Source organism: Comamonas testosteroni (genome assembly GCF_014076415.1).
Classification (GTDB): Bacteria; Pseudomonadota; Gammaproteobacteria; order Burkholderiales; family Burkholderiaceae_C; genus Comamonas; species Comamonas testosteroni_F.
This window is the reverse complement of the sequence record NZ_CP043568.1, coordinates 2,198,633-2,222,193: the sequence shown is the minus strand read 5'-3', so window position 1 is coordinate 2,222,193 and position 23,561 is coordinate 2,198,633. Positions and strand designations below refer to the sequence as shown.

Genomic DNA, 23,561 nt, shown 5'->3' with positions numbered 1-23,561 from the left:
TATTCAAGTAAGAGCTTTTAGCGCATGACATGATTTGATTTCAAACTGTTATATATCTGAAATCCAATGAGAACAGGCGCTACAAGCTCATTTATTCATAGTGCCTCATGCATCACCGAGCCTGCAGCTCCAGCACATGGCGCCAGCGCCCCGGCTGCATCTGCAGCTTGCGGTAGCGTCCATCGGCCCATTCCGCGCTCATGTCGGCATAGCGGTCCGACAGTGCCAGCCCGCTCTGCCCGGTCTGGTAGATGAACTGAGATGACTCCGGATCACCGAGGTCGTAGATAGCGCGCAACGACGGCGCATGACGGCTGACAAAGCGCCCTCCCAGCGGGCCTTTGGCATCGGATGGTTGGGGGTTGGCGTTGTACTGCCCGACGTTGACGGTATAGGTATCACCGCCCGAGGCCACGCTCACATTGAACACGCCGGCCAGCGCCGCCACCGCGCCCAAGGGTTTGTGCGCGCTGAGCGCTGGATGCGCAGCGCCCCAGCGCCATTGGCGCGGGTCTTCGCCATAGGCGGCCTGCAGCTTGTCAAGCGTGCGGGTCAGCGCCTGCCCTGCCTGTTGCTCGCAGCTCAGCGGCGCGCACCACCAGGCGTCATTGCGCGCCAGCATTCCCTGCAGCCCGGCACGGAAGTCCCGCTTGCCATAGGTCATGGCAAAGCGTCGCTCGCCAATGCGCGCAATCACCAGCGCGCGCGTCAGCTCGTCGACCCAGACCGAGAAGATCAGCGGCTCGGGCCTGTCCCGCTCCATCTGTCCGTCAAAGCCCGCCAGCAGTTGCTGCGCCTGCGCCGCCAGGGCGTGGCTCGATTGCGCCTTGCGCAGCACGGGCAGCAAGGCCCGGGTGGCCAGGGACTGCACATCGTTCTGGATCGCCGCCATGCTGGCCACATCATGCTGGTTGCCGGCCGCCAGCAACTGCTCTATGCGCTGGTGACGGTAGGGCAGGCTCCAGTCCTGGGTCAGAAAATGCGCATAGCCAGCCTCCGTCACGCGCTGGTTGGCCGTGGCCACAAAGCCGCTCGTGCCGCCATCGTCCTGGGGCGTCTGGTCGTAGCCCAGCCAGCCCTGCCAGTCATAGCGCGCCAGCCAGCCGGGCGCCGGCGCCACGCCGCGCAAGTCATTGTCAGGCGCACGCACAGGCACCCGGCCTGCTGCCTTGAAGCCGATATGTCCCTGCACATCGGCCGCCACAATGCTTTGCATGGGCGAGTGGTAGATGGAAAACGCCTCGAACAGTTCGGACACGGTCCGGGCACCGTTGGCCCTGAGGCCGGCCTCCACCGTACGGTTGTCCGTGTCCAGCGCCGCCCAGCGCAGGGCCAGCGCATAGCGATCGGTGTTGATGACCTTGCCGTATTGCTGCTGCGCGTCGCTGATCACGGGGCCATGGCGCGTGCTGCGCAGCGTCACCCTGACATCGCCCTGGCCCTTGACCTTGAAGACCTCCTCGCGCACAGCAAATTTTTCCCAGCCCGTGGGCGTGCGGTACTGGCTGGCATCGGCCGGGTTGATCTGCTCCAGATACAGGTCCTGCACATCGGGGTTGGTGTTGGTGAAGCCCCAGGCCACCTGCGTCGTGCGGCCCAGCACCACAAAGGGCATGCCGGGCAAGGTGGCCCCCGTCACATCCAGCGCGCTCAGGACGCTGCCGTCGCCGGCCCGGCCCTGCGGCGACTGAAGGCGCGCGAAATACCAGATGGCCGGAGCGCTCAGCCCCAGATGCGGATCGTTGGCCAGCAAGGGCCTGCCGCTTCGGGTCTTGCTGCCGGCCACCACCCAGTTGTTGCTGCCCAGTCCGTCATTCGTACCCATATCCCTCGCCATGGAGGCCGCCCATTGCTGCAAGGCTGATTGCATCTGCCCGGCGGGTGCCGAGACCTTGGGCTGGACATCCGCCTCCCGGTAAACACCGAGCTGGCGGTACAGGCTGGCCAGATCCACCGCCGTCGCGGGCGGCTCGCCCGGATAGGCCGGCATCAGCTGCCACAGCTGCTCGGTGCTCAGGACCTGCAGCAGATTCAGACGCGCGAACTCGTTGCCCCAGTTGCCACCCAGGTCCAGCGCCATCATCAGCGCCCAGCCCACGGTATCTTCCGGCTCCCAGGCGCCGGCCCTGGTGCCCAGCAGCAGGAACTCCGGCGCGGCAGCCTGCGAGGGCCTGGCGTAAAAGGCAGCCATACCCTGGCTATAGGCCTTCAAGGCCTCCTGCACCGAGGGCGGCAGCGCCGCATACTGGCGACGCGCCGCGCCATGAACATCGAGAGCACGCATCAGCCTGTCCAGCTCCAGCGTGGCCGGCCCCAGAATCTCCGACAACCGCCCCTGCATGAGACGACGGTTGAACTCCAGCTGCCAGCCGCGCTCCTGCGCATGGACAAAGCCCAGGGCCCGCCAGACATCCTGCGGCGACCGGGCACTGATATGCGTGACATCGGACTCGTCGCGTCTGACCCACACGCTGCGCTCAAGCCCGGTGAGGACCAGCTTGCCATCCATGCGCGGCTGGGCCCGCACGCCATAGACCGCCAACGCGGCCCCTGCCAGCAAAACCAGTCCGCAGGCCGCGGCCGCCAGATGCAGTGAGCGCCTGAGCCAGGGATGGGCAGAGGGCTCTGCCGCCGAAGTGATGTCTCCCATATCGCCTCTTGTCATGCGTCCGGTGCGCAACATCCACATGCTGATCGCTTCCAGTCATGGGCGACAATACCTGTTTGGGCTCTGGCCCGGTGTTAGGTAAACGACCTACGCAGACTCGGATCAGGCATGGTGTTTCATGCCTATCGTGCGTCCCTGTTTGCGTCAGTCCCAAGGAATTCAGCGCATGTGGCCCTTCAGTCTGTTCAAGAAACTCAGCCAGGACCCGGCCGTGGGTCAGCCCCGGGGCGACTATATCGGCTGCTATCTGCTGGGCACGCACACCAGCGGGCGCGACGATGACATCAGCTATATCTCGCTGGCGACCACGCGCGAGCAACTGGAGCAGGATGCGCGCCAGTATCTGCAGGAGTTCCTGGAGCAGCATCCGCAGTTGACCGAAACAGAGCGCCTTGCGCTGCAGGATCTGCGGGAGCACTGGAATGCGCGCGCCGATGCCCACCTGGCCCAGGACGGCGGCAAGCCCGGCCAGCCCCTGGCCGTGCAGGGCGGCAGCGAGCTGTTCCTGCGCACCGGCATGCGGGCGCGCAAAAAGGAAAAAGGCGTTTATCTGGAATAGGTGCACGGGCGGTTGCCGCTGCCCTGCCGCTACTGTGTGAAATTCATATCGAAGCCGGCTTCGGTCAAGCGCACCTCGCCGCCTGCTTTTTGCAGCCAGCCCCTGGCGACGGCCCAGTCCAGCGCAGACTGACCCTCGCCTTCGCCGATGCCATGCTTTTGCAGGTCGGAAGCGAGCGCTTTCTCGCTCATTGCCTCGCCAGCACGCAAGCTTTGCTCCACCACCAGGATGTAGACCATCTTGTGGGCGGCTGTCTGAATACTCTGCTCTGTCATGTTCACAAGTCCTTGTTCTTGAATGAAGGGAAAGCCGGATGCCTGCCAGGCTACAGACCTCGGGCCACGGCCTGCTTTTTGGTTTTATGCCACGGGCCATACCCACTCTGGCAGTGAGTTTGTAGCCATCTCTCTAGTATTTCCGATGCATTTCCTCTGCTTGCCGGCTCCGCAACCCTGGTGCCGGCGCTTCAGTTTCATAACTGTGTTTCAGGGAGGTCATCATGGCTCGCCACACGCCCATAGAGCGCTATCGCAATATCGGCATCTCCGCGCATATCGATGCCGGCAAGACCACCACCACCGAGCGCATACTGTTCTATACCGGGGTCAACCACAAGCTCGGCGAAGTCCATGACGGCGCTGCCACCATGGACTGGATGGAGCAGGAGCAGGAACGCGGCATCACCATCACCTCAGCAGCCACCACGGCCTTCTGGTCGGGCATGGAGCACAATTTCCCGGCCCATCGCATCAACATCATCGACACACCCGGCCACGTGGACTTCACCATCGAGGTCGAGCGTTCCATGCGCGTGCTCGACGGCGCTGTCATGGTCTACGACTCCGTGGGCGGCGTGCAGCCGCAGTCCGAGACCGTCTGGCGCCAGGCCAACAAGTACAAGGTGCCGCGCCTGGCCTTCGTCAACAAGATGGACCGCGTGGGAGCCGACTTCTTTCGTGTGCGCCAGATGATGGTGGACCGCCTCAAGGCCCACCCCGTTCCCATCGTCATCCCCATCGGAGCCGAAGCCGATTTTCATGGTCTGGTCGACCTCATCAAGATGAAGGCCATCTTCTGGGACGACGAGTCACAAGGGGTGAAATTCGAGTACCAGGAGATCCCCGCAGCGCTTCTGGCCAGCGCACAGGAATGGCGCCAGAAGATGGTTGAGGCTGCTGCCGAGGCCAATGAAGCCCTGACCGAAAAATACCTGGACAGTGGCGACCTCGGTGCCGAGGACATCATCACCGGCCTGCGCCTGCGCACCATCGCCACCGAAATTCAGCCCATGCTCTGCGGCTCGGCCTTCAAGAACCGGGGCGTTCAGCGTCTGCTCGACGCGATTGTCGAGCTCATGCCTTCGCCGCTCGATGTTCCTGCCGTCGAAGGTCATAGCGAAGATGACAGCGCCGGCACCACGCTGATACGCCATGCCAGCGACGATGAAAGATTCGCCGCCCTGGCCTTCAAGCTCATGACCGACCCCTTCGTGGGCCAGTTGACCTTTGTACGCGTCTACTCGGGCGTATTGGCCAAGGGCGATCTGGTCTACAACCCGACCCGGGGTAAAAAGGAGCGCATAGGCCGCATCGTGCAGATGCATGCCAATGCACGCCAGGAGATCGACGAAATCCGCGCCGGCGACATTGCGGCCTGCGTGGGCCTCAAGGACGTGAGCACGGGCGAGACGCTGTGCGATCCGCAAGCGCCCATCGTGCTCGAAAAAATCTCCTTCCCCGAACCCGTGATCGCCCAGGCCGTAGAGCCCAGGAGCAAGGCCGACCAGGAAAAAATGGGCCAGGCACTGGCGCGCCTCGCGGCCGAAGACCCGTCCTTCAGAGTCAGCACCGACGAGGAATCGGGCCAGACCATCATTGCCGGCATGGGCGAGTTGCACCTGGAGATCATCGTCGACCGCATGAAACGCGAATTCAATGTGGCCGCCAATGTGGGCAAGCCCCAGGTGGCCTACCGCGAAACCATTCGCAAAGCAGTCCGCGATGTGGACGGCAAGTTCGTGCGCCAGTCCGGCGGCAAGGGCCAGTACGGCCATGTGGTGCTGGCCGTCGAGCCGCTGGAATCGGGCAAGGGCTTTGAGTTCGTCGACGAAATCAAGGGCGGCGTGATTCCGCGCGAATTCATTCCCGCCGTGGAAAAAGGCCTGCGCGAAGCCATGAACTCGGGTGTCCTGGCCGGCTACCCGGTAGTCGACGTGCGGGTGCGGCTGACCTTCGGCTCCTACCACGAGGTGGACTCCTCGGAGCAGGCCTTCCGCATGGCCGCCATCCTGGGCTTCAAGGAAGCCTGCAAGAGAGCCGACCCGGTGATTCTGGAGCCCATCATGGCCGTCGAGGTGGAGACGCCCGAAGAATACGCAGGCGCTGTGATGGGCAACCTGTCCTCGCGCCGCGGTGCCGTGCAGGGCATGGACGATATCGCGGGCGACGGCAAGACCATCAGGGCCGAGGTGCCGCTATCGGAAATGTTCGGCTATGCCACGCATCTGCGCTCCATGACACAGGGCCGAGCCACCTACACCATGGAATTCAAGCGCTACGCACAGGCCCCGCAGCAGGCAGCCGCCAGCGCGAATGCTTCGAGCGCGGCGACCGGCCACCGAAAGCAGGGATAGGATGATCCAGGCAACTCTGCCGCTGCTCGGCGGCAAAGTTGCCTGGCTGATTCATACAGGCGGCTCAGGCCGCATGCAGCCACTGCATGGCCCTGGCATCTTCGGTAAACGGGAAATGCCTGACCTCGGCATGCGTGAGATGCCTGCCGACGAATTCGGCCATGCCCGCCAGATGACTGTCGGTCACCAGAGCGATCTGTTCCACCTGATGGCGATGTTCTCTGACAAAGCCCATATGGGCGCTGAAGCCGGCCCAGTTTTCCCAGCCGGGAAAGTCCTTGGACTGGATCATCACCCCATGTAGTTTGGGATGCTCGGCCAGGAAATCGTCCACGTCCTGGCTGACGCCGTCGAAATCCTGCTCGGTCAGGGGCCCATGGGGCTCCAGCAGCAAGATGCCTTCGGGTTTCATGAGGGAGTAATTGAGCATATGCAACTCCTGCAGCGAAACTTCACTGTACGCCTGCGCTCGATGGAATGCAGCCCTAGACAGCACCCGCAGCACAGGTTTTTGCGGCTCATGGCGCAGCACCCGCCCGACTGCGGAGTCGACTATGGACAGCCCATGGCCCGGCTCAGGCCCTGCAGCTGCTCACCCAGCGCGGCACGCAGATCGGCACGCATGGCATCGCGTGTCAGCAGTTCTTCGGCATAAAGTGCCGCCCAGTCAATCCCCACGCCCAGCACCACACCGGCGACCGCACCCGCCACCGCCCCCACGGCCGTGCCGACACCGGGAACGACGGAGCCCACGGCCGCACCGGCTACCGCGGCCCCGGCCTTGCCCAGACCCTGCTTGGCAGCGGCCTTGGCCAGCACCTTGCCGGCAGCCTTCATCGAGGCCTTGGCCATGGCTTTGCCCGCGACGGCTGCGGCAAAAGCACCGCCCCCCGTGCCCACCAGGGCGCTGGCCGTCAGCCGCTGGCGTGCATCGCCCAGCAGCTCCAGCGCAGGCAGGCTGGCCACCTCGGCACGCACCAGACATTGCTCGGGACTCAGGGCCAGATGATGGCGTGCCAGGGTTTCCTCGATGCGCTGCTGGCCCTCGGCCAGAGCGGCACCGCTGGTCAGTGCCTGCTTTTGCAAAGTCTGCATCCAGCCCTCCAGCCCCGGTGTGGCTCCCAGGATTTCGCTGAGCTTGTTCTGCAGAAACTGGCTCACATCGCCCGTGAGCAGACTGAGGATGCGCCCCCACTCCGCCCCCAGACTGAAATACCAGTCCAGATAGCGCTCGACGGCGGCATCCAGCTGCCGGTTCATCTGCGGGATGCTCTCGCACAGGGCCTGTCCGGCCTGGACCCGGCCCAGCAGTTGCAGGACCTGCTGGCGCGTGACGTCCAGCGTGCCGAGGCGGTAGAGCTGCTGCCCGATGCGCTCGCACCCGGGCAGGCGCTTGAGTGCCAGCGGGCTCTCCTGCGCACGGGCCAGACCATCAAGGACGGCCGTGGTCTGCACCAGAATGCCCAGCACCAGCACGGCAACCAGGGCCAGCAAAGGCGCGGCCGACGAAGAGGCGACCGGCGAAGAGGCGGCATTGCGCACTGCCCCCGAAGGCCTGGCCTGCAGCAAAAGGGCCGAGGAAGCCGATGCCCCCTGCATGGCGCGCCCCAGGCACAGCAGCACGCCTACCGGGCCGAACAGCGCCAGCAGCACCAGGCGCAGGACGGGCATTTGAGGCAGGTCGGCCATGGCGCCACTCGCCAGCTGCACGGCCAGCAGGGCATCCAGCCCCCAGCGCACCAGGCCAGAGGGCGCTGCGTGAATCTGGGCCAGCGCATGATTCAATGCCTCGGGCTCCATGCCAGGGGCCAGCCCCCGCCCCAGATCCTGCTGACTGGCCATGGCGCATAGCCAGCCCCCGCCCAGAAGCACCAGCAGCAGCCAGCCGGCGCCACGCTGAGCCCAGGCCCAGGCAAAGGCCGCGGATGAAAACTCTCGCCTCAGGCCCGCCTGCATGCCACAGGCCAGCAAGGCATAAAGCAAGGGAGCCAGCGCCAGCAGCCCCCATTCCCAGGACGCCAGAAACCATGCCTGCCAGAGTGAGCTGGTGCACAGCAGCAAGGCCAGTGCCAATGCCTTGCAGGCCGGCCACCAACCGCAGCCAAGCCAGCGGCCGATATGCCCCTGCGGCGCGAACTGCAAGTGCAGCAGCTTTTTGCGCAGCATCAGGAGCAGCCAATGCCCCCAGGCTGGCAGCAACACCAGCAGCAGGACTGCAAGCAGCCAGCCCCAGGGCGGCAAGCGCGTCAGCAGATGGGAAAAGCCGGCCAGGGCCGCCAGCCACAGCCAACCCAGCAATACCGCGCGCAGCAGGACCTGCGGCCGGCTCAGCCCCGGCTCGGTCACTGGCGCGTCGGCGCGGTTCATGGCTCTCGACTCTTGCCCGCTCCCCGACCCGCTGCGGCAATACCCCTGGCGATGCGAGCGTTGTAGACCGTCAGGCGGCTCAGGCCCAGTTGCTCGGCAATCCTGGCATCGGATGCCGTGCCCAGCAAAGCCACAGCCTCGTCGCACCAGTCAAAAGCGCTGCTGGCAGCAGCGCCCGTTACCGAGGCAATGCCCTGCTCGGTGCGCTTGGCTACCACGCTGGCCTTGCTGATACCCAGTTGCCTTGCCACTTCGGCATCGGCCTCCCGCCCCAGCAGAGCAAGCGCTTGCGGCGTCCACTGGAAATGCCCGAAGGCAGGAATACCCAGTGCATTGCGCTTGAGGTTGACCGTCTTGGCCGATGTTCCCCAGCGTTCGGCCAGCACGGCGTCTTTTTCCTGGCCCAGCAGGGCCATCATTTCCTCGGTCCACTGCAGTGCAGTCTTGCCCATGCGTGCGTCCTTCCCGATCTCAAAATACAAGCCAGACTGGCATTCAGCTCATATGCAGCCTGCGTTAACAGCTATCACACAGAGATTGCTTAGGTGCAAGCACAAGGCGCAGGCCCCTGGCGACGCCCCCAGCAGCCTCAGCGGCAATCTGCCGTCAGACATGTCCCCAGTAGATCAGCGCATCCCGCCCTTCCACGGACAGCGACACCTGCGCCCCCACGGGCAGCAGCACCTTGGTGGGCACATGACCGAAGGGCAGGCCTTGCAGCACGGGGCGCTTGAGCTGCATGCGCAGCCAGTCGATGACGGTCTGCAGCTTGAAGCCCTTGTCATGCGTGGTGAGCTTGAATTCGGTGAACTGGCCAAAGACGATGGCTTTTTGCTTTTGCAGAACGCCCGCCAGCAGCAGCTGCGTCAGCATGCGCTCGATCCGGTAGGGATGCTCGCCCACGTCTTCGATGAACAGAATGCCGCCATCGACCTGCGGGAAGTAAGGCGTGCCCAGCAGGGACGCCAGCACCGCCAGATTTCCGCCCCACAAGGTGGCCCCGCCGGGCACGTAAAAGTCCTTGAGCTGGGGCTTGCCATTGGGCAGCTCGCCAATCCTGGGCATCTGCCAGCCAGCGCCCTCGCCCTGGCCGCTGAGCAGGTCCTCGAAGCAGTCCAGCATGATGTCGTCCACGGGCTCGCCGGTCTTTTTGCTGTCCACACCGAAGTCGGCATTGAGCGCGGGGCCCGCCCAGGTGACCGAACCGGTCTGTGCCAGCATGGCCAGCTGAAAAGCCGTGAAGTCGCTGAGGCCGACAAACTTGGTGCCGCCCGCAATCGCCTTGGCCACAGTCTTGTACTTGATGCCCGGCAGGATGCGCGTGAGACCGTAGCCGCCACGCGAAATCAGCGCCACATCGGCCCCACTGGCCGCTGCACGGTGGATAGCAGCCAGACGGGTGGCGTCGTCACCCGCAAAGCGCTGGCTGCCGGCCAGTGCATCGACATCGACCTCCACCTCGTGGCCCAGGGCCTCCAGCAGCTTGATGCCGCGTTTGAAGGCTGCCTTGTCGCGCACCGCACCCGAGGGCGAATAGATATAGATGTGTTTGCCGCCATGGCTGTGATCATGGCCGCAGCAGCTGCCGTCGGCGCTGTACACATGGTCGTGATGATCGTGGTGACCGTGCTCATGGCTGCAGTGCTCGTCATGCACATGTGCCTGATGAGCCGGCTCATGCCCGTGCGAGTGAGCGTGGTGCTGCGGATCTTGCTGCTGGGACGCTGCAGTGGATGCTGGGGATTTGCGCGAGGTTGCCAAAGCCTTTTCATGCGGCCATCGGCCGCATGCTCCATGAAAAGTGAGTGAATCCGCAGATTCAGAAGTTCATACGACTTACGCAAAACTGGTTCAGGCCGGGCGACTGCCTCAGAAGGCGAGCCCTTGTTGCATTCTGGTTTGCGTAAGTCCTAGTTCAGATTCTTGCTCCGCCGGACGGACCGATCGGGCTACGGCGCAAAGTATTCCACAGCCGCTGCACCGCCGCCCTGCTGTGCTGCAGGAACCGGAGCGCCATGCCGGGTTTGCCGCCAGACCTTGCCCTGCGCCGCCAACTGCGGCACGGATTGCAGCCAGGCGGCCTGCCATTGCGCGACAGAAACGAGCTGCTGAGTGGCTGCTGGCTGCAGCCACAATCTGTCGGTCAGCGCCCAATGCATCAGCAGATCGGCGGGCGGCTCAGCCAGCTTGGTCTGCAGGCGCGGCCAGGCCTTGAGTGCGGCACGATGGCCGGGCTGCACAAACGGGGCATTCCAGGCGCGGGCCTCTTCGGCATTGCTGCGCCCTTCCAATTCGGCCATGGCCCTGGCCACATCCCAGCCAGGCTTGCGCGCTGCCTGTTCAAACCATTGCTGACGCTGCTGCGGCTGCGTGTTCAGCGGCCAGGTACCGATCAGCCACGCGCCAGCAAAGCGCTCTGGCAGGGCTTGCGCTGCAGCCAGACCCAGACGGCCACCATCGCCCTGCCCGACCAGGACCAGCCGCCGCAGGTTGAGCGTCTCAATCAGCTCGACGATGAGCTGCGAATGCCACTGCGCGCTGTGCTGTTTGTCTTTCTTGGGCTGGTCGCTGCGGCCGAAACCCGGCAGATCGGGCACCACCACGCGATGACCGGCAGCCAGCAAATCGGGCATCAGATGCCGGAAGCCATAGCCCCAGCCCGGGCTGCCATGCACACACAGCCAGGTCAGCGCAGCATCCTCAGGTCCTTCATCGACTACGGACAGGCGCAGGCCCTGCAGCGCCGGCAGGTCGCTGCGCCACTGCGACTGCCAGGGCCAGGCGGGCAGGTCGGCAAACGCCTCATCGGCATTGCGCAGCGCCCAGTCCCTGAGCGGGTACGGCTGCTGCGCCTTTTTTTCCTGGCGTCGCCGCTGGAAGAATTCGGCCATCAGCGCCGAGCATTGCGCGGCCAGCACGCCGCGCAGCACCTGCGTCTGGTGGTTGATGGCGGGGTAGCCGAAGACATCGAGCACCGACCCCGCCGCACCGGTCCTGGGTTCGGCCGCACCGTAGACCACGGCATCCACACGCGCATGCAGCATGGCGCCGCTGCACATGGTGCAGGGCTCAAGCGTCACATACAGCGTGCAGCCCTCGAGCCGGTAATTGCCGAGAGCCCGTGCAGCCTCGCGCAGGGCCAGCACCTCGGCATGGGCCGTGGGGTCCTGGGCCGAGAGCGGGCTGTTATGGCCGCGGCCTATGACCTGCCCGTCCTTGACGACCACGGCCCCCACCGGCACCTCGCCGCAAGCGGCGGCGCAGCGCGCCTGCTCCAGTGCCTGGTGCATGAAGTGTTCGTGCACGGAAACATCAAAATCCATAGCTATATGCGCCTGACAGACGAAGGCTTGGCAGATATTCCTTCAAGACACACCGATACAGCTCAATGACCGCTGACCACCAGTTCCTTGCGCTCGCCGGAGTCATAGCCATAAAGCGTGACCCGCGGGCTTTGCAACTCTCCCTGTGAATCAAAGGCAATCGTCCCCGTCACCCCCTCGTAGCGCGTCTGGCGCAAGCGGGGCAGATAGGCCTCGGGCTGGGCTGAATCGGCACTCAGCATGGCCTTGGCCAGCACCATGGTCGCGTCATACGCATAGGGGCTGTAGACCTGATACTGGCCGGGAAAGCGCTGGTCATACTTCTGCTTCCAGAGCAGCCCGCCGGGCATATTGCCCAGGGAGCTGCCGCTCATCACGCAAACCACATTCTTGAGTGCCGGCACCTTGTCGGCCATGGCAGGCAGGCGCTCCGAGCATTGCGCATCGCCGCCCAGGAATTTCACCTGATTCATGGCCAGCTGCGACATCTGACGCAGCATGAGACCGGCCTGCGCATCGAGCCCGCCGAAGAAGATCGCATCGGGTTTACGGCCTTTGATGGCCGTGAGAATGGACGAAAACTGCGTGGCCTTGTCGCTGGTGTACTGCTTGTCGACAATCTGCACATCGCGCTCGGCAGCTGCGGCTTCAAACAGCTTGACGATGCCCTGTCCATAGGCCGTGCGATCGTCCACGATCGCGATGCGTTTGACGCCCTGGTGCCTGACGGCATAGTCCAGCAGGGCATTGACCATGGCCCGGTCATTGGCGATGACGCGGAAGGTGTCGTCATAGCCTGCCTCGGTAATCGCGGGATTGGTGGCTGCAGGGGTGATATTGGGAATGCCGCAGTCGTTGTAGATCTTGGCAGCCGGCAAGGTCGTGCCCGACTGAAGATGCCCCACCACGGCTGCCACCTTCTTGTCGCAGAAGCGGCGTGCCAGCGCCGTGGCCTGGCCGGGGTCGCCCACATCGTCGCCGGCCTCCAGCTTCCAGTACACGGGACGGCCGCCCAGTTGCAGCTTGCGGGCGTTGAGCTCGTCAATCGCCATGCGCACGCCGCTTTCCTCATCCTTGCCCAAGGCAGCGATAGGACCGGAGAGCGGTCCGCCATGGGCGATGCGCACCACCAGCGGCTTTTCCGCGTCCGCCGCAAAAGCAGCCGACAGGGACACGGCGACCAGCGCCAGGCTCAGGGCAGACGAGGTGCGAACACGGCGGCTCTGGGCCGAGCGATCAGTCATGGACATGCTTTCTCCTTGATGAAGCGGAAGGCTGTGGCACGCAAGCCTACGTCAGGCCAAAGCCTCAAGCGTAGCGGCAAAGCCTGCGATACCAGCTCAATGTGCAAGCGAAGGGGCAAACCCTGGAGTCTAAGGACCAGAACTCCATTGGAGCAATTGCTAGCAAGCCCGAGCAGGCCCGACTCTTCCGGCGTTGAGCACAGGCTCCGGCTGCTGGGTATATTTCGGATTTCGGCTGAAGCATGCCGACCATGCTCTTGCACCGTCGTCGGCCCAGCGCCTCGATTGTGCCGCGTTGACAGGGGTGGTGCACGCTGCGCCGGACTTTCCTGGCTGCAGGGCAAGCCTTTTTTGGAGGCCGGCAAGTTCACCACGGCCACAGGTACCCGCAGACCATGCAGGCTCGGAGCGGCTTTCGCGACCTGCGCTGCGACAACCAGGGGCCTGCGACCTACTTGCAAGGTGTGAACAGCTCCCGCGAAGGGTGCATGGCTACGCAAAATCTATCGTGCCAGTACCTGATTCAGCGCATAAATCGATTGCGCCAGCGCGCGAATATCGGCCTGCTGATGCAGTCTTTCCAGCCAGTGCGCTGGAATGCCGCTGCGCCCCCAGAATGCACCCGCAATCTGGCCGGCAATGGCCGCAGTGGTGTCGGCATCGTCACCCAGGTTGGCCGCCTCCAGCACGGCGGCTTCAAAGCTCTCGTGCCGGTCGAAACACCACAAAGCTGCTTCCAGACTGTGCACCACATAGCCCGAGCTCTGGATCTGCTCGCGGCTTTTGCCGCGCCAGCTACCTTGGGCAACTTCGGCGATGCGCGGGCTGCCAAACGGCAGCGCGGCAAGATCCAGCACCTGCTTCTTGCCTTCACCCCGCAGGGCGCGGCTCAATGCCACGGCAAACAGACGGCAGGCATCCAGGCACTCCGCAGCCGCATGTGTGGTGCGAGAGCTCAGCGCCGCCATCTCCTGCACTCTTTGTTCATCAAGGGCATACGCCATGGCCACCGGCGCCAGCCGCATCAGCGAGCCATTGCCTGCGCTGCGCGCATCCTCGCTGCCCGCCAGCGCATTGCCAGTACGCAGATAGTGCTGTATTGCCTCGCGCGTTGCCATGCCGATATCAAAGCAGTGGCCGGTGGAACTCCAGTAGCCCCACTGATACCAGTTGGCATAGCGCGTCATCTGATCCCGGGGATCGCAATCGCTTTTGACGACCAGGCTCTCGGCCAGGCACAAAGCCATGGACGTGTCATCCGTCCACTGTCCGGCCCTCAGCGAAAACGGCCCGCCCCCCACCATATCGGTCAGCGGTGCAAAGCTGCCGCGCGCCCGGAACTCCAGTGTCGTACCCACGGCATCACCACAGGCCAGCCCCAGCAGAGCACCTTCAAAACGTTCCAGCGTGTTCATTGTCCGGTCTCAGCTGCGCACGCGCGGCCATCAGCGCGAAACCCAGCAGGTTCTGTCCGCGCCACTTGCGCGGCTGTTCGGCGTCGGGATTGGCCGCGCCCATGCCGATGCCCCAGATGCGGTCGCGCGGACTGGCCTCGACCAGCACACGCTCGCCGGTGCTCAGCAGAAACTCCCCCATGGCCGGGTTCTGCGAGAACTTGGCCACACTGGCGCTCACCACGATATCGAAGCACTCCGCCTTCCAGCGTGCCTCGTCGAAGTTGCGCACGCTGCGCCCGATCTGCTTGGCACTGGCTGGAGACGGCGCAGCCAGCACCTGGGCGCGAGCCACTTCATCGCCGAACAGCCGCGCCTTGCCGGCCATCATGAAATGCTCCGCCGTGGCAAAGCGGTCCCCATCGACGATGAATGGGGCAGGAAACCACTGGCTCAGGCAGCCTTTGCCCGCCGAGCCATTCTTTTCAGCCTGATGGCCCCAGAAGCAAAGGTATTTGGGGCGGTAGCCCTGATCGAGCAGGGCCACCAGGTCGGCGACGGATCGAATGTCGTAATCTCGGTTCATGTCTGTTCTTCTTGATAAGGGTTCAGCCACCAGCGGGCAAATCCCGCCAGATTGGCATGGGTGGAGTCAATGCGCTTCAGGCCCGGCCCGGCGTTCGGCGATCCGCCCTGCTCGCGCAGCACCAGGGCTTTGTGAATCCGGGCACCCACGCCTTCGAAATACGGCAGGAAATCATCGACAAAGGCCAGGGGCTGCAACTGCGCCAGGACTTGGGCCTTGGGACTGAGGCCAGGAGCGGCACGGCCGCTGGTGGCGATCACGCGCGCGATGGGAAAGCCCAGCCGCCGCAGATTGAGCTGCCGGGCCTCGGCGAACTGCGGCTTGATCGCCGACACACAGACCAGCTCGTAACCAGCGGCGCACAGCTGCTCGCAAGCCTGGAGCGCACCTGCAATCGCGGGAATGCTTGACCAGAACTGCGCATCAAGGCTGGTCCGAAAACGGTTCAGAGCCTCGCCCTGCAGGCTGGCGACATCCCATCGTTCCATGGCCCAGTAGGCGTCAGGCTGCTTCAACACCGGACGCTCGCCAAATACCCGCTCCCAGGCTGAGGCATAGGCGAGGTTGTAGTCCAGCAGCACGCCATCTGCGTCGAGAGCTATGATTTTTGCAACTTTCATGATGGCAGCTTCAGCAGATATCTGGCCGGGACGACATCGGTCAGCCACACACCGTTGTCGGAGCGATAGAACACATGGCCCTCGCCCTGCATACGCGCGGCGTCCACCTGCAGCAGGGCCAGCTTGCCGTGACGACTGCCGACCTGAGCGGCCACTTCCACGCTTTCCGACAGATGGACATGGTGGCGTGACTGCCGGTTCAGGCCCGCATGGAAGATCGCGTCCAGAAAACGCGTGGCCGTGCCGTGGTAGAGCACTGCCGGAGGGCGCCTTGCCTCAAGGCCCAGCTCGACCTTGATGGAGTGGCCCTGATTGGCGCGTATGCGCTTGCCATCCGCGCTGAAGGAATAGCGCTGCTTGTTGTTGTCCGCCACGATGCGCTGCAGCTCTTCGAGGCGGGTCGGCCGGCCCGAGCGTGCCAGGCAGGCCAGCAGTTCATCGGTCCGGGCCCAGCCGGCCTCGTCGAGCTGGAGACCGATGGTCTCGGGACTGTGCCTGAGCACCAGGCTGAGGAATTTGCTGCGTGCGGTGGTGTTTTGGTTTTTCATTTTCTTTTTCTCTTTTTCTCTTTGTTCCAGGCGGCCTGCCTGGCTATCGACAGCTGCTTGCGCTGCAGGGCAGCCAGGGCCTGCCTGGACGTTTCTGCATAAGTTGCATTGGACAACTTATGCAAGTTGTACAATACAACCCATCCTTCATCCCGTCAAGCCTGATTCATGAGCGTTACACAGCATCACTCCAAGCCAGCGCCGGACTTCCCCCGTCCCTACACCACGGTGGATGTGGTGATCTTCACGATTGTGCAAGGCCGCTTGAATGTATTGCTGGTGCAACGCCCAGGCCATCAAGACGATCCATTTCCCGGCCTATGGGCCCTGCCCGGAGGGTTTGTGAATGTGGATCTCGATGCCGATCTGCAGGCCTGCGCCGCGCGCAAGCTCAGGGAGAAGACGGGTGTGGACAGCCCCTATCTGGAGCAGCTTGGCAGTTGGGGCGGCGCGGCACGTGATCCGCGTGGCTGGTCAGCCACCCATGTGTACTTTGCGCTGATTCCCGCCCATGAGCTGCAACTGACCAAAGGCGCCAATGCGGCCGATGTGGCATGGTTCGAAGTGGATGAATTACTGCGCAGGCCCGCACTGGCGTTTGACCATGGCAGCATCTTGCAGGCTGCTGTGGAGAGACTGCGCAGCAAGGTCGAATACACCTCGCTGCCCGCTTTTTTGCTGAGCGAGCCCTTCACCCTGCCCCAGTTGCAGCAAGTCTATGAATCCGTGCTGGGTCGCAGCGTGGACAAAAGCGGCTTTCGCACCCGCATGCTGGCGGCGAACTTTCTGGTCGAAGCCGGCCATGTGGAAGGCGTGTCGAACCGTCCCGCCATGGGCTACCGGCTGGCGGACCGCAGCGGGCCCGTGGTATTTCCGCGCACATTCAGCCCACGCGGCCATTGATACGGGCGATTACCCGCCGCTGTGCCGAAACCGGGGCTTGCTGAGATAATCCTGCCCCTATGTCTCTCCTGCCCCACCAGCTCGAACTCCTGTCCCCGGCGCGCGACGCCGATATCGGCATCGAAGCCGTCAATCACGGCGCGGACGCCGTCTATATCGGCGGACCGGCCTTTGGCGCACGCGCGACGGCAGGCAACGACATCCGCGATCTGGAGCGGCTCATCAAGCATGCCCACCGCTTCGGAAGCCGCATCTTCATCACGCTCAACACCATCTTGCGCGACGATGAACTGCAGGGCGCGCGCGATATGGCCTGGCAGATCTACAACGCCGGCGCCGATGCGCTGATCATCCAGGACATGGGTCTGCTGGAACTGGACCTGCCGCCCATCCAGCTGCACGCGTCCACCCAGACCGATATCCGCACGCCCGAGAAGGGCCGCTTTCTGCAGGACGCCGGTCTGTCGCAGATCGTGCTGGCGCGCGAGTTGGATCTGAAGCAGATTGCCGCCGTGCGCGCCGCAACAGACCCGAGCCGCACCACCATCGAATACTTTGTGCATGGCGCACTGTGCGTGGCGTACTCGGGCCAGTGCTTCATCAGCCATGCCCATACCGGACGCAGCGCCAACCGTGGTGACTGCAACCAGGCCTGCCGCCTGCCTTATGAGGTTACGGACGCCAGCGGCCGCATCATCGCGCACGAAAAGCATGTGCTGTCCATGAAGGACAACAACCAGAGCGATAACCTGCGCGCCCTGATCGATGCCGGCGTGCGCAGCTTCAAGATCGAGGGCCGCTACAAGGACATGGGCTATGTAAAGAACATCACGGCCCATTACCGCAAGCTGCTCGACGAAATCATCGAGGAGCGCGAGTTCTCGGATCAGCCGCTGGCGCGCTCGTCCTCAGGCCGCACCACTTTCTCGTTCGAACCCGATCCGGACCAGAATTTCAACCGCGAGTTCACCGACTACTTCGTCAACGGCCGCAAGGATGACATCGGCGCCTTCGACACGCCCAAGACACCGGGTCGTGCCATCGGCTGGGTGACCCAGGTCGGCGACAAATGGTTCGAGATCGAGACCAGCGACAAGGCTGCCGAGCTGCACAACGGCGACGGCCTGTGCTACTACGATCTGCAAAAGGAACTGGTGGGTGTGCACATCAACCGTGCCGAGTGCGTGAGTGCCAAAAAAGGCATCTGGCGTGTCTTCCCCAAAAACGAGATTGCCGAATTCAAGGATCTGCGCAAGGGCCTGGAAATCAACCGCAACCGCGATATGGACTGGGTGCGCACACTGGAGAAGAAGTCCAGCGAACGCCGCATCGGTCTGTGGGCCGAGTTCAAGGAAGCTGCTGCCGGCTTCGCGCTGACGCTGACCGATGAGGACGGCTTTGTCGGGGCTGCCGCCATCGCGCATGAGCACCAGAGCGCCACCGACCCAGCCAAGGCAGAAGCCACGCTGCGCGAGCAACTGGGACGATTTGGCGCGACGGTTTTCGAAGTGAACGATATTTCACTGAGCCTGAGCCAGCCCTGGTTTGTACCCGCCTCGGTGCTCAACCAGCTGCGTCGCGATGCCGTTGCCGCATTGGAGCAGGCCCGCGCCGACGGCTTTGTGCGTCTGCCCCGCGCCAAGCCCGTGGAGCCGCCCGTGCCTTTTCCTGAAAACACGCTGACCTATCTGGCCAATGTCTACAACCAGAAGGCCCATGACTTCTATGTGAAGCATGGTGTGAAGATCATCGACGCCGCCTACGAGAGCAAGGAAGAAGAAGGCGAAGTCTCGCTGATGATCACCAAGCACTGCGTGCGCTTCTCGATGAGCCTGTGCCCCAAGCAGGCCAAGGGCGTGATCGGCGTCAAGGGCACCATCAAGGCAGAGCCGCTGCAGCTGATCAACGGCAAGGAAAAGCTCACACTGCGCTTTGACTGCAAGCCTTGCGAGATGCATGTGGTGGGCAAGATGAAGAAGTCAGTGCTCAACCAGCATGCCAAGGAAATGAAAGAGTCTCCCATGCAGTTCTACCGCACACGCCCGACGCCTCAGCAACTTTCCTGAGCACGTTTGAGCCCACAGAAAAAGCCCGCGACCGGCAACGGTTGGCGGGCTTTTTTACAGCCTCAGAACCACTGGTAAAAACCCTTGACTCAATCCCCTTGATCAAATCGTCTATTTTTTAGGCAATCCGTGCAAAGCACCATCTGGCGCGGGTTTCAAGGCTTGAAAGCATAGTTTTCCACAAGAGCGTCCACATGATGCGGGGATAAAACTGAGGCGTCCATTACACATGACTGTATACATGAACAGTTGCATGTATCAGGCTTGTCCAACCGCCGATATCTTGCCGAAAGACAGCTTTGCACAAGCCTCTTGCAGCAACTTTGCCACTGCCGGCACCAGGGTGCTGAAGTTGGCAAACCCATGCAACATGCCTTGCGCACGAAGGCTGGAAACGGGTACGCCGGCCTGCTGCAGGCGCAGGCCAAAGGCCTCTCCTTCGTCGCGCAGTATGTCAAGCTCTGCAGTCACCAGCACCGCTGCTGGCAAACCGGCGAGATCGGGGTACTGCATGATGGATGCCAGTGGATGTGCAGGCATGACAGGGTGATAGTGACGCCACATCGCGGCCATGGCTTCGGTTGTGAGAAACGGCATCTGTCCATAAAGCGCGTGCGATGGCGCATCCATATGCGCATCGCAGACCGGATAGAACAGCAGTTGCTGGGCTATGCCTTTCCAGCCGTCTTCTTTTGCGCGCAGGCAGGTGGCGACGGCCAGATTGCCCCCCGCGCTGTCACCCGCCACCATCAGCTGTCGCGCATCGCAATGCAGCTCGGCCGCATGCTGCGCTACCCAGCGCGTGGCGGCATAGGCGTCGTCCAGCGCGGCGGGAAAGACATGCTCGGGAGCCAGACGGTAATCGACCGACACAAGATTCATGCCGGTCAGGCGCGCCAGGTGGCGGCACAGGTTGTCATGCGTTTCCAGCGTGCCTATGCACCAGCCACCGCCGTGAAAATAGACCATGACCGGCGCTGCCTGCGCGGTGCCGGGACGGTACAGGCGCAGCTTGAGCGGCTGGCCGTCGCCACCGGGGATGTCGATCTCACGCACCTCATGCATGGGCAGGTCGGCAGGCGGGAAGGCCATGTGGTCCATGAGCTTGCGGAGTTCGGGCACCGGAGTGGCCGCAAAATCCATGGGCGGAGCATCCTTGAACTGCTCCAGCACGGCAGCCATTTCGGGGTGTATCTGCATGGGGTCTCCTTGAATTGAATGGAGCGCGCCCGCCAGGGCCGGGCGCAAGGGGCTCGTCAGGCCTCGACCGCCTCGGTCTGGTGGTGGATATAGTCCTGCCACACCGGCGCACTCATCTCCTGCCTGAATCGCGACTGCGACCAGGGCCAGGTGTTGGGCACACCGTTTCTGTCCAGATACCAGCTATTGCAACCCGAGCCGAAGACCGAGCCTTTGGCGGCCTGCAAGCGCTCCTGGTCGTAGTGAGCCAGGGCTTCGGGCCTGGCCGAAAGCCCTGCCACACCGGCTTGCTGGCCACGCTCTATCAGCTGCGAGATATAGCCCCACTGCATTTCCGAGGTATCGATCAACGAGAAGTTACCCACGGGAGAGGTCGGCCCGTTCATGAAGTAAAAGTTGGGAAAGCCCGGTACCGAGATGGACTTGTATGCCGTGGGCACATCGCTCCAGGCCTGCTCCAGCGTGGCTCCGTTCAGGCCCGTCACATCCATGGGGCGCACATAGCGGTCGGTCTTGAATCCCGTGGCCAGGACGATGACGTCCACCTCATGCAGCACGCCATCGCTGGTACGCACTCCCTGTTTCTCGACCCTGGCAATAGCTTCGGTGATCAGCTCGGAATCGGGATGCTGGATCGCCTTGTAATAGTCGGGTGAGTAAATCAGGCGCTTGCAACCAGCCCGGTAATGAGGCTGCAGTTTTTCACGCAGGGCTGCGTCTGCGACAGAACCATCCAGATTGTCCTGGCAGATTCTCTGAATTTCCTGAATCTGTTCCGAATTCGGATCCAGCACACCCTCGGTAAAGCGTTCAACATTGGCCACATAAGTAGGTTCGCGCTGCAGGTAAACCAGCAGATCGCGGTTGCTGCGGAATTCGGCACGCTGCTCTTCGCTGAAAGCTGGATTCTCGACCGGGAAAATCCATTGGGCCGTGCGCTGAAAATGCCGCACCCTGGCACGCGACGCCAGTGCCGAGACAATTTGCACGCCCGTTGATCCCGTGCCGATGACGGCGATCCTCTTGCCGTCCAGCGGTACCGAATGATCCCAGCGCGCACTGTGAATCGTGTCCCCCTCGAACTCCTCCAGGCCCTTGATCTGCGGATAGTTGGGATGGTGCAGCACACCTGTGGCGGCAACCACCACCTTGCCCTGGTATTGCTTGCCATGCTGATCCTGCAGCGTCCAGGCATCGCAAGTCCATTCGGCACGCGTGATCTCGGTGCCGAACTGCGAAAAATCGGCAATACCGTATTTCTGGAACACGCCTTCGAAATACTGCTGAATCTCGGCTCCGGGTGGAAGTACCCGAGACCATTCGGGGTTTGGCTCGAAAGAATAGGTATAGGCGTGCGATGGCACATCGCAAGTCAGGCCTGGATAAGTATTATCCCGCCAGGTTCCCCCTAATGTCCCGGCCTTTTCCAGAATAATGAATTTCTTCCCGCTGTTCTTCAGATGAATACCAGCCAGAATGCCGGACATTCCGCAGCCAATCACTATGACGTCATATTTCATTGGAATTCCTTAAATATTAATTACTTTTGCTGCAGAGAATCCGCCATCTACCGGAAGATTGACCCCGGTAATAAATGAAGAAACATCGGAAAGCAAAAATGCCACGGCATTACCCACCTCTTGCGGCCTGCCCGCCCGCTTGAGCAAATGCATGGCCTCGAAAGCCAGGCCTACAGGCAGTTCATCAAGCATGGTGGTCATGGGCGTATGGATATAGCCGGGGCTGATGCTGTTGACCCGCACCCCATAAGGACCGAGATCCGCTGCCAGACTGCGCACCATCTGGATCACCGCCCCCTTGGAGGTGCAATAGGCCAGATTGGTCGGGTTGCCCAGCATGCCGTTGATGCTGGCGATGGTGACGATGGAGCCCTGACCGCGCTGTTTCATGTGGCTGGCCACGGCACGAGCACTGAGCATGGTCCCCGTCAAATTGACCTGCAGTACCTGCTCCCACTCCTGCAAGAGCATGCTCTCCAGATCACCCACGCGGGAAATGCCAGCAGAAGTCACCAGCCCATCAACCTGCCCATAGCGGTCCAGCATGTAAGCAACCAACTCATTGGTCAGCTTCTCGCTGCTCACGTCAAGCTTGCGAAATTCGCAGCCCTGCGGCAAATCCTGGCTTTGCTGCAGATCGGCGCACACCACCTTGGCTCCGCTGGCTGCCAGGGCCTGGGCGCTGGCCAGGCCTATGCCCGAGGCACCACCTGTAACCAGAACCACTTTTCCTTCCAAACCACTGATGAATGGATTCATTTTCAAACCTCAATACTGGCTGACCGCCACCAATTGGCGATGAGGATTGCGATTCTTTGTTTTTTTCAAGTTCAAATCACTCTGAGTTTTCCTCTTTACAAAATAAGTTTGTGTTTACAGTCCCTAGTGAAAACCATTAATTCATTCGGACGTACTGTGCCCAGGTTTTTTATATGTCAAGCAGGTCATTTCATCTTTTAATTTAATCAGTCAATAAAGACTGTAAACACCTTCAATAACTGTCAAGCGGGAATTCGCGGGAAATACAGATATGCCGGGAATGCTTTAATTCATTCGAATTCAGCCAATGAGGAAATCATGAAAGTTGCAGTCATCACCGGCGCCGCCAGTGGAATTGGTGCAGGCCTTGCCAGAAAGGCAGTCAGTCTTGGAATGAGGGTCGTGCTTGCAGACCGTGACCAGCCGGGTCTGGAGAAAATCGCCCAGGAACTTGGAGATCAGGCCCTGGCCGTGGCCACCGATGTCACCAGTCAGGCGTCGCTGGATGCGCTGGCCGACAAGGCCTATGCAGCTTTCGGTCAGGTCGATCTGCTGTTCAACAACGCAGGCGTTCTCAGCACCGGCAATAGCTGGGAGATCAGCGATGCCAAGTGGCAGCAGGCCTGGCAAGTCAATGTCAACGGCATCGTCAATGGTCTGCGCGCTTTTGTGCCGCGTCTGCTCAGAGCCAACCGGCCTGCCCGCATCATCAACACAGCATCGGTAGGCGGCTTTCTGCCCAGCGCCATGATGGCTCCCTACTCCGCCACCAAGTTCGCAGTGGTGGCGCTGACCGAAGGTCTGGCTGGCGAACTCGCGGCCATTGAGCCGCAAATCAAGGTCTCGCTGCTGGCACCAGGCCCCGTCAGGACCGCCATCTTCCGGGAAGCACCTGACGCGGCGTCGGCGCAGTTTCACGGCATGATGACCCATATGCTCGACGAAAACGGTATGGACACCGAGGAGTTCGCCAGCCGCGTCTTTGCAGCCATTGACCGTGGTGAATACTGGATCGTGCCTCAGCCGGAGATGCTGGACCCGCTGCTCAAGGCCCGCAACAAGCTCATCGAGACACGCGCCGACCCGGTACTGTCCTGGACGCAGGAAACCGCAGAGTGAAACCAGGGCCTGCTTTTGCAGGCCCTGGCAGCATTTGCGGAGCAAGTCCGGAT

The 23,561-nt window shown here is 62.4% G+C and carries 20 protein-coding genes; 5 read left to right on the top strand and 15 right to left on the bottom strand.

The genetic code is table 11. The annotated features are described in order from the left end of the window. Positions 1-112: 112 nt before the first annotated feature. Positions 113-2,650: a penicillin acylase family protein gene (locus F0P97_RS10140; protein WP_232538186.1), complete on the bottom strand. Its 2,538-nt coding sequence runs from the start codon at positions 2,648-2,650 to the stop codon at positions 113-115. Between the two features lie 184 nt (positions 2,651-2,834). Between F0P97_RS10140 and F0P97_RS10135 the strand changes: the two genes are divergently transcribed. Then, positions 2,835-3,227, top strand: a complete 393-nt coding sequence (locus F0P97_RS10135) for a hypothetical protein (protein ID WP_182286608.1) — start codon at positions 2,835-2,837, stop codon at positions 3,225-3,227. Positions 3,228-3,256: 29 nt separating this feature from the next. Here the strand turns inward: F0P97_RS10135 and F0P97_RS10130 are convergent, their stop codons facing one another. Continuing rightward, a complete protein-coding gene (locus tag F0P97_RS10130; protein WP_182286607.1) occupies positions 3,257-3,502 on the bottom strand; it encodes a hypothetical protein in 246 nt (81 codons plus the stop codon). A 224-nt stretch (positions 3,503-3,726) separates the two neighbouring features. On the opposite strand from F0P97_RS10130, the gene fusA reads away from it, so the two are divergent. Further along, on the top strand, positions 3,727-5,859 hold the full coding sequence (gene fusA, locus F0P97_RS10125; RefSeq protein ID WP_182286606.1) for an elongation factor G: 2,133 nt from the start codon (positions 3,727-3,729) through the stop codon (positions 5,857-5,859). A 64-nt stretch (positions 5,860-5,923) separates the two neighbouring features. Here fusA and F0P97_RS10120 read toward each other — a convergent pair whose 3' ends face one another. From F0P97_RS10120 to F0P97_RS10075, 10 genes are all read right to left on the bottom strand, one after another. Further along, positions 5,924-6,289, bottom strand: a complete 366-nt coding sequence (locus F0P97_RS10120; protein ID WP_182286605.1) for an STAS/SEC14 domain-containing protein — start codon at positions 6,287-6,289, stop codon at positions 5,924-5,926. Between the two features lie 122 nt (positions 6,290-6,411). After that, positions 6,412-8,226 carry a hypothetical protein gene (locus F0P97_RS10115; RefSeq protein ID WP_182286604.1) on the bottom strand — a complete coding sequence of 605 codons (1,815 nt, stop codon included), beginning with the start codon at positions 8,224-8,226 and terminating at the stop codon, positions 6,412-6,414. Beyond that, entirely contained in the window at positions 8,223-8,678 is a 456-nt protein-coding gene (locus F0P97_RS10110) for a hypothetical protein (protein ID WP_182286603.1), read from the bottom strand. Before F0P97_RS10110 ends, F0P97_RS10115 begins: the two co-directional genes overlap by 4 nt. Positions 8,679-8,832: 154 nt before the next feature. After that, positions 8,833-9,882 (bottom strand): LD-carboxypeptidase, encoded by a 1,050-nt coding sequence (locus F0P97_RS10105; protein ID WP_182287160.1) that lies wholly within the window; start codon positions 9,880-9,882, stop codon positions 8,833-8,835. A gap of 293 nt (positions 9,883-10,175) precedes the next feature. Beyond that, positions 10,176-11,549 (bottom strand): tRNA adenosine(34) deaminase TadA, encoded by a 1,374-nt coding sequence (gene tadA, locus F0P97_RS10100; RefSeq protein ID WP_182286602.1) that lies wholly within the window; start codon positions 11,547-11,549, stop codon positions 10,176-10,178. Between the two features lie 62 nt (positions 11,550-11,611). After that, positions 11,612-12,799: a branched-chain amino acid ABC transporter substrate-binding protein gene (locus F0P97_RS10095; protein WP_182286601.1), complete on the bottom strand. Its 1,188-nt coding sequence runs from the start codon at positions 12,797-12,799 to the stop codon at positions 11,612-11,614. Between the two features lie 497 nt (positions 12,800-13,296). After that, on the bottom strand, positions 13,297-14,208 hold the full coding sequence (locus F0P97_RS10090) for an ADP-ribosylglycohydrolase family protein (protein WP_182286600.1): 912 nt from the start codon (positions 14,206-14,208) through the stop codon (positions 13,297-13,299). Then, positions 14,186-14,773: an NADAR family protein gene (locus F0P97_RS10085; protein ID WP_182286599.1), complete on the bottom strand. Its 588-nt coding sequence runs from the start codon at positions 14,771-14,773 to the stop codon at positions 14,186-14,188. Before F0P97_RS10085 ends, F0P97_RS10090 begins: the two co-directional genes overlap by 23 nt. Next, entirely contained in the window at positions 14,770-15,393 is a 624-nt protein-coding gene (locus F0P97_RS10080) for an HAD family hydrolase (protein WP_182286598.1), read from the bottom strand. The genes F0P97_RS10085 and F0P97_RS10080 overlap by 4 nt, the downstream gene beginning before the upstream one ends. After that, positions 15,390-15,941 carry an RNA 2'-phosphotransferase gene (locus F0P97_RS10075; RefSeq protein ID WP_182286597.1) on the bottom strand — a complete coding sequence of 184 codons (552 nt, stop codon included), beginning with the start codon at positions 15,939-15,941 and terminating at the stop codon, positions 15,390-15,392. Before F0P97_RS10075 ends, F0P97_RS10080 begins: the two co-directional genes overlap by 4 nt. Before the next feature lie 168 nt (positions 15,942-16,109). Here F0P97_RS10075 and F0P97_RS10070 point away from each other — a divergent pair, with 168 nt between their 5' ends. Next, complete coding sequence (locus F0P97_RS10070) at positions 16,110-16,844, top strand: NUDIX hydrolase (protein ID WP_182286596.1); 735 nt, start codon at positions 16,110-16,112, stop codon at positions 16,842-16,844. 59 nt (positions 16,845-16,903) lie between these two features. Further along, on the top strand, positions 16,904-18,910 hold the full coding sequence (locus tag F0P97_RS10065) for a peptidase U32 family protein (protein WP_182286595.1): 2,007 nt from the start codon (positions 16,904-16,906) through the stop codon (positions 18,908-18,910). Between the two features lie 258 nt (positions 18,911-19,168). On the opposite strand, the gene F0P97_RS10060 is transcribed toward F0P97_RS10065, so the two are convergent. Genes F0P97_RS10060 through F0P97_RS10050 form a run of 3 tightly spaced genes read right to left on the bottom strand, consistent with a single transcriptional unit; the run spans position 19,169 to position 22,356 of the window. After that, on the bottom strand, positions 19,169-20,110 hold the full coding sequence (locus F0P97_RS10060) for an alpha/beta hydrolase (RefSeq protein ID WP_182286594.1): 942 nt from the start codon (positions 20,108-20,110) through the stop codon (positions 19,169-19,171). 56 nt (positions 20,111-20,166) lie between these two features. Further along, a complete protein-coding gene (locus F0P97_RS10055; protein WP_182286593.1) occupies positions 20,167-21,630 on the bottom strand; it encodes a flavin-containing monooxygenase in 1,464 nt (487 codons plus the stop codon). 9 nt (positions 21,631-21,639) lie between these two features. Continuing rightward, entirely contained in the window at positions 21,640-22,356 is a 717-nt protein-coding gene (locus tag F0P97_RS10050; protein ID WP_232538185.1) for an SDR family NAD(P)-dependent oxidoreductase, read from the bottom strand. A gap of 351 nt (positions 22,357-22,707) precedes the next feature. Here F0P97_RS10050 and F0P97_RS10045 point away from each other — a divergent pair, with 351 nt between their 5' ends. Beyond that, the gene (locus F0P97_RS10045; protein WP_182286591.1) at positions 22,708-23,508 is read left to right on the top strand and encodes an SDR family oxidoreductase; all 801 of its coding nucleotides are present in this window, start codon (positions 22,708-22,710) and stop codon (positions 23,506-23,508) included. Positions 23,509-23,561: the final 53 nt, after the last annotated feature.

What these genes read in the sequence shown, in the direction of transcription:
- F0P97_RS10140 (WP_232538186.1), bottom strand. Translation starts at nt 2,650, where the DNA reads ATGGGAGACATCACTTCGGCGGCAGAGCCCTCTGCCCATCCCTGGCTC.
- F0P97_RS10135 (WP_182286608.1), top strand. Translation starts at nt 2,835, where the DNA reads ATGTGGCCCTTCAGTCTGTTCAAGAAACTCAGCCAGGACCCGGCCGTG.
- F0P97_RS10130 (WP_182286607.1), bottom strand. Translation starts at nt 3,502, where the DNA reads ATGACAGAGCAGAGTATTCAGACAGCCGCCCACAAGATGGTCTACATC.
- fusA (WP_182286606.1), top strand. Translation starts at nt 3,727, where the DNA reads ATGGCTCGCCACACGCCCATAGAGCGCTATCGCAATATCGGCATCTCC.
- F0P97_RS10120 (WP_182286605.1), bottom strand. Translation starts at nt 6,289, where the DNA reads ATGCTCAATTACTCCCTCATGAAACCCGAAGGCATCTTGCTGCTGGAG.
- F0P97_RS10115 (WP_182286604.1), bottom strand. Translation starts at nt 8,226, where the DNA reads ATGAACCGCGCCGACGCGCCAGTGACCGAGCCGGGGCTGAGCCGGCCG.
- F0P97_RS10110 (WP_182286603.1), bottom strand. Translation starts at nt 8,678, where the DNA reads ATGGGCAAGACTGCACTGCAGTGGACCGAGGAAATGATGGCCCTGCTG.
- tadA (WP_182286602.1), bottom strand. Translation starts at nt 11,549, where the DNA reads ATGGATTTTGATGTTTCCGTGCACGAACACTTCATGCACCAGGCACTG.
- F0P97_RS10095 (WP_182286601.1), bottom strand. Translation starts at nt 12,799, where the DNA reads ATGTCCATGACTGATCGCTCGGCCCAGAGCCGCCGTGTTCGCACCTCG.
- F0P97_RS10090 (WP_182286600.1), bottom strand. Translation starts at nt 14,208, where the DNA reads ATGAACACGCTGGAACGTTTTGAAGGTGCTCTGCTGGGGCTGGCCTGT.
- F0P97_RS10085 (WP_182286599.1), bottom strand. Translation starts at nt 14,773, where the DNA reads ATGAACCGAGATTACGACATTCGATCCGTCGCCGACCTGGTGGCCCTG.
- F0P97_RS10080 (WP_182286598.1), bottom strand. Translation starts at nt 15,393, where the DNA reads ATGAAAGTTGCAAAAATCATAGCTCTCGACGCAGATGGCGTGCTGCTG.
- F0P97_RS10075 (WP_182286597.1), bottom strand. Translation starts at nt 15,941, where the DNA reads ATGAAAAACCAAAACACCACCGCACGCAGCAAATTCCTCAGCCTGGTG.
- F0P97_RS10070 (WP_182286596.1), top strand. Translation starts at nt 16,110, where the DNA reads ATGAGCGTTACACAGCATCACTCCAAGCCAGCGCCGGACTTCCCCCGT.
- F0P97_RS10065 (WP_182286595.1), top strand. Translation starts at nt 16,904, where the DNA reads ATGTCTCTCCTGCCCCACCAGCTCGAACTCCTGTCCCCGGCGCGCGAC.
- F0P97_RS10060 (WP_182286594.1), bottom strand. Translation starts at nt 20,110, where the DNA reads ATGCAGATACACCCCGAAATGGCTGCCGTGCTGGAGCAGTTCAAGGAT.
- F0P97_RS10055 (WP_182286593.1), bottom strand. Translation starts at nt 21,630, where the DNA reads ATGAAATATGACGTCATAGTGATTGGCTGCGGAATGTCCGGCATTCTG.
- F0P97_RS10045 (WP_182286591.1), top strand. Translation starts at nt 22,708, where the DNA reads ATGAAAGTTGCAGTCATCACCGGCGCCGCCAGTGGAATTGGTGCAGGC.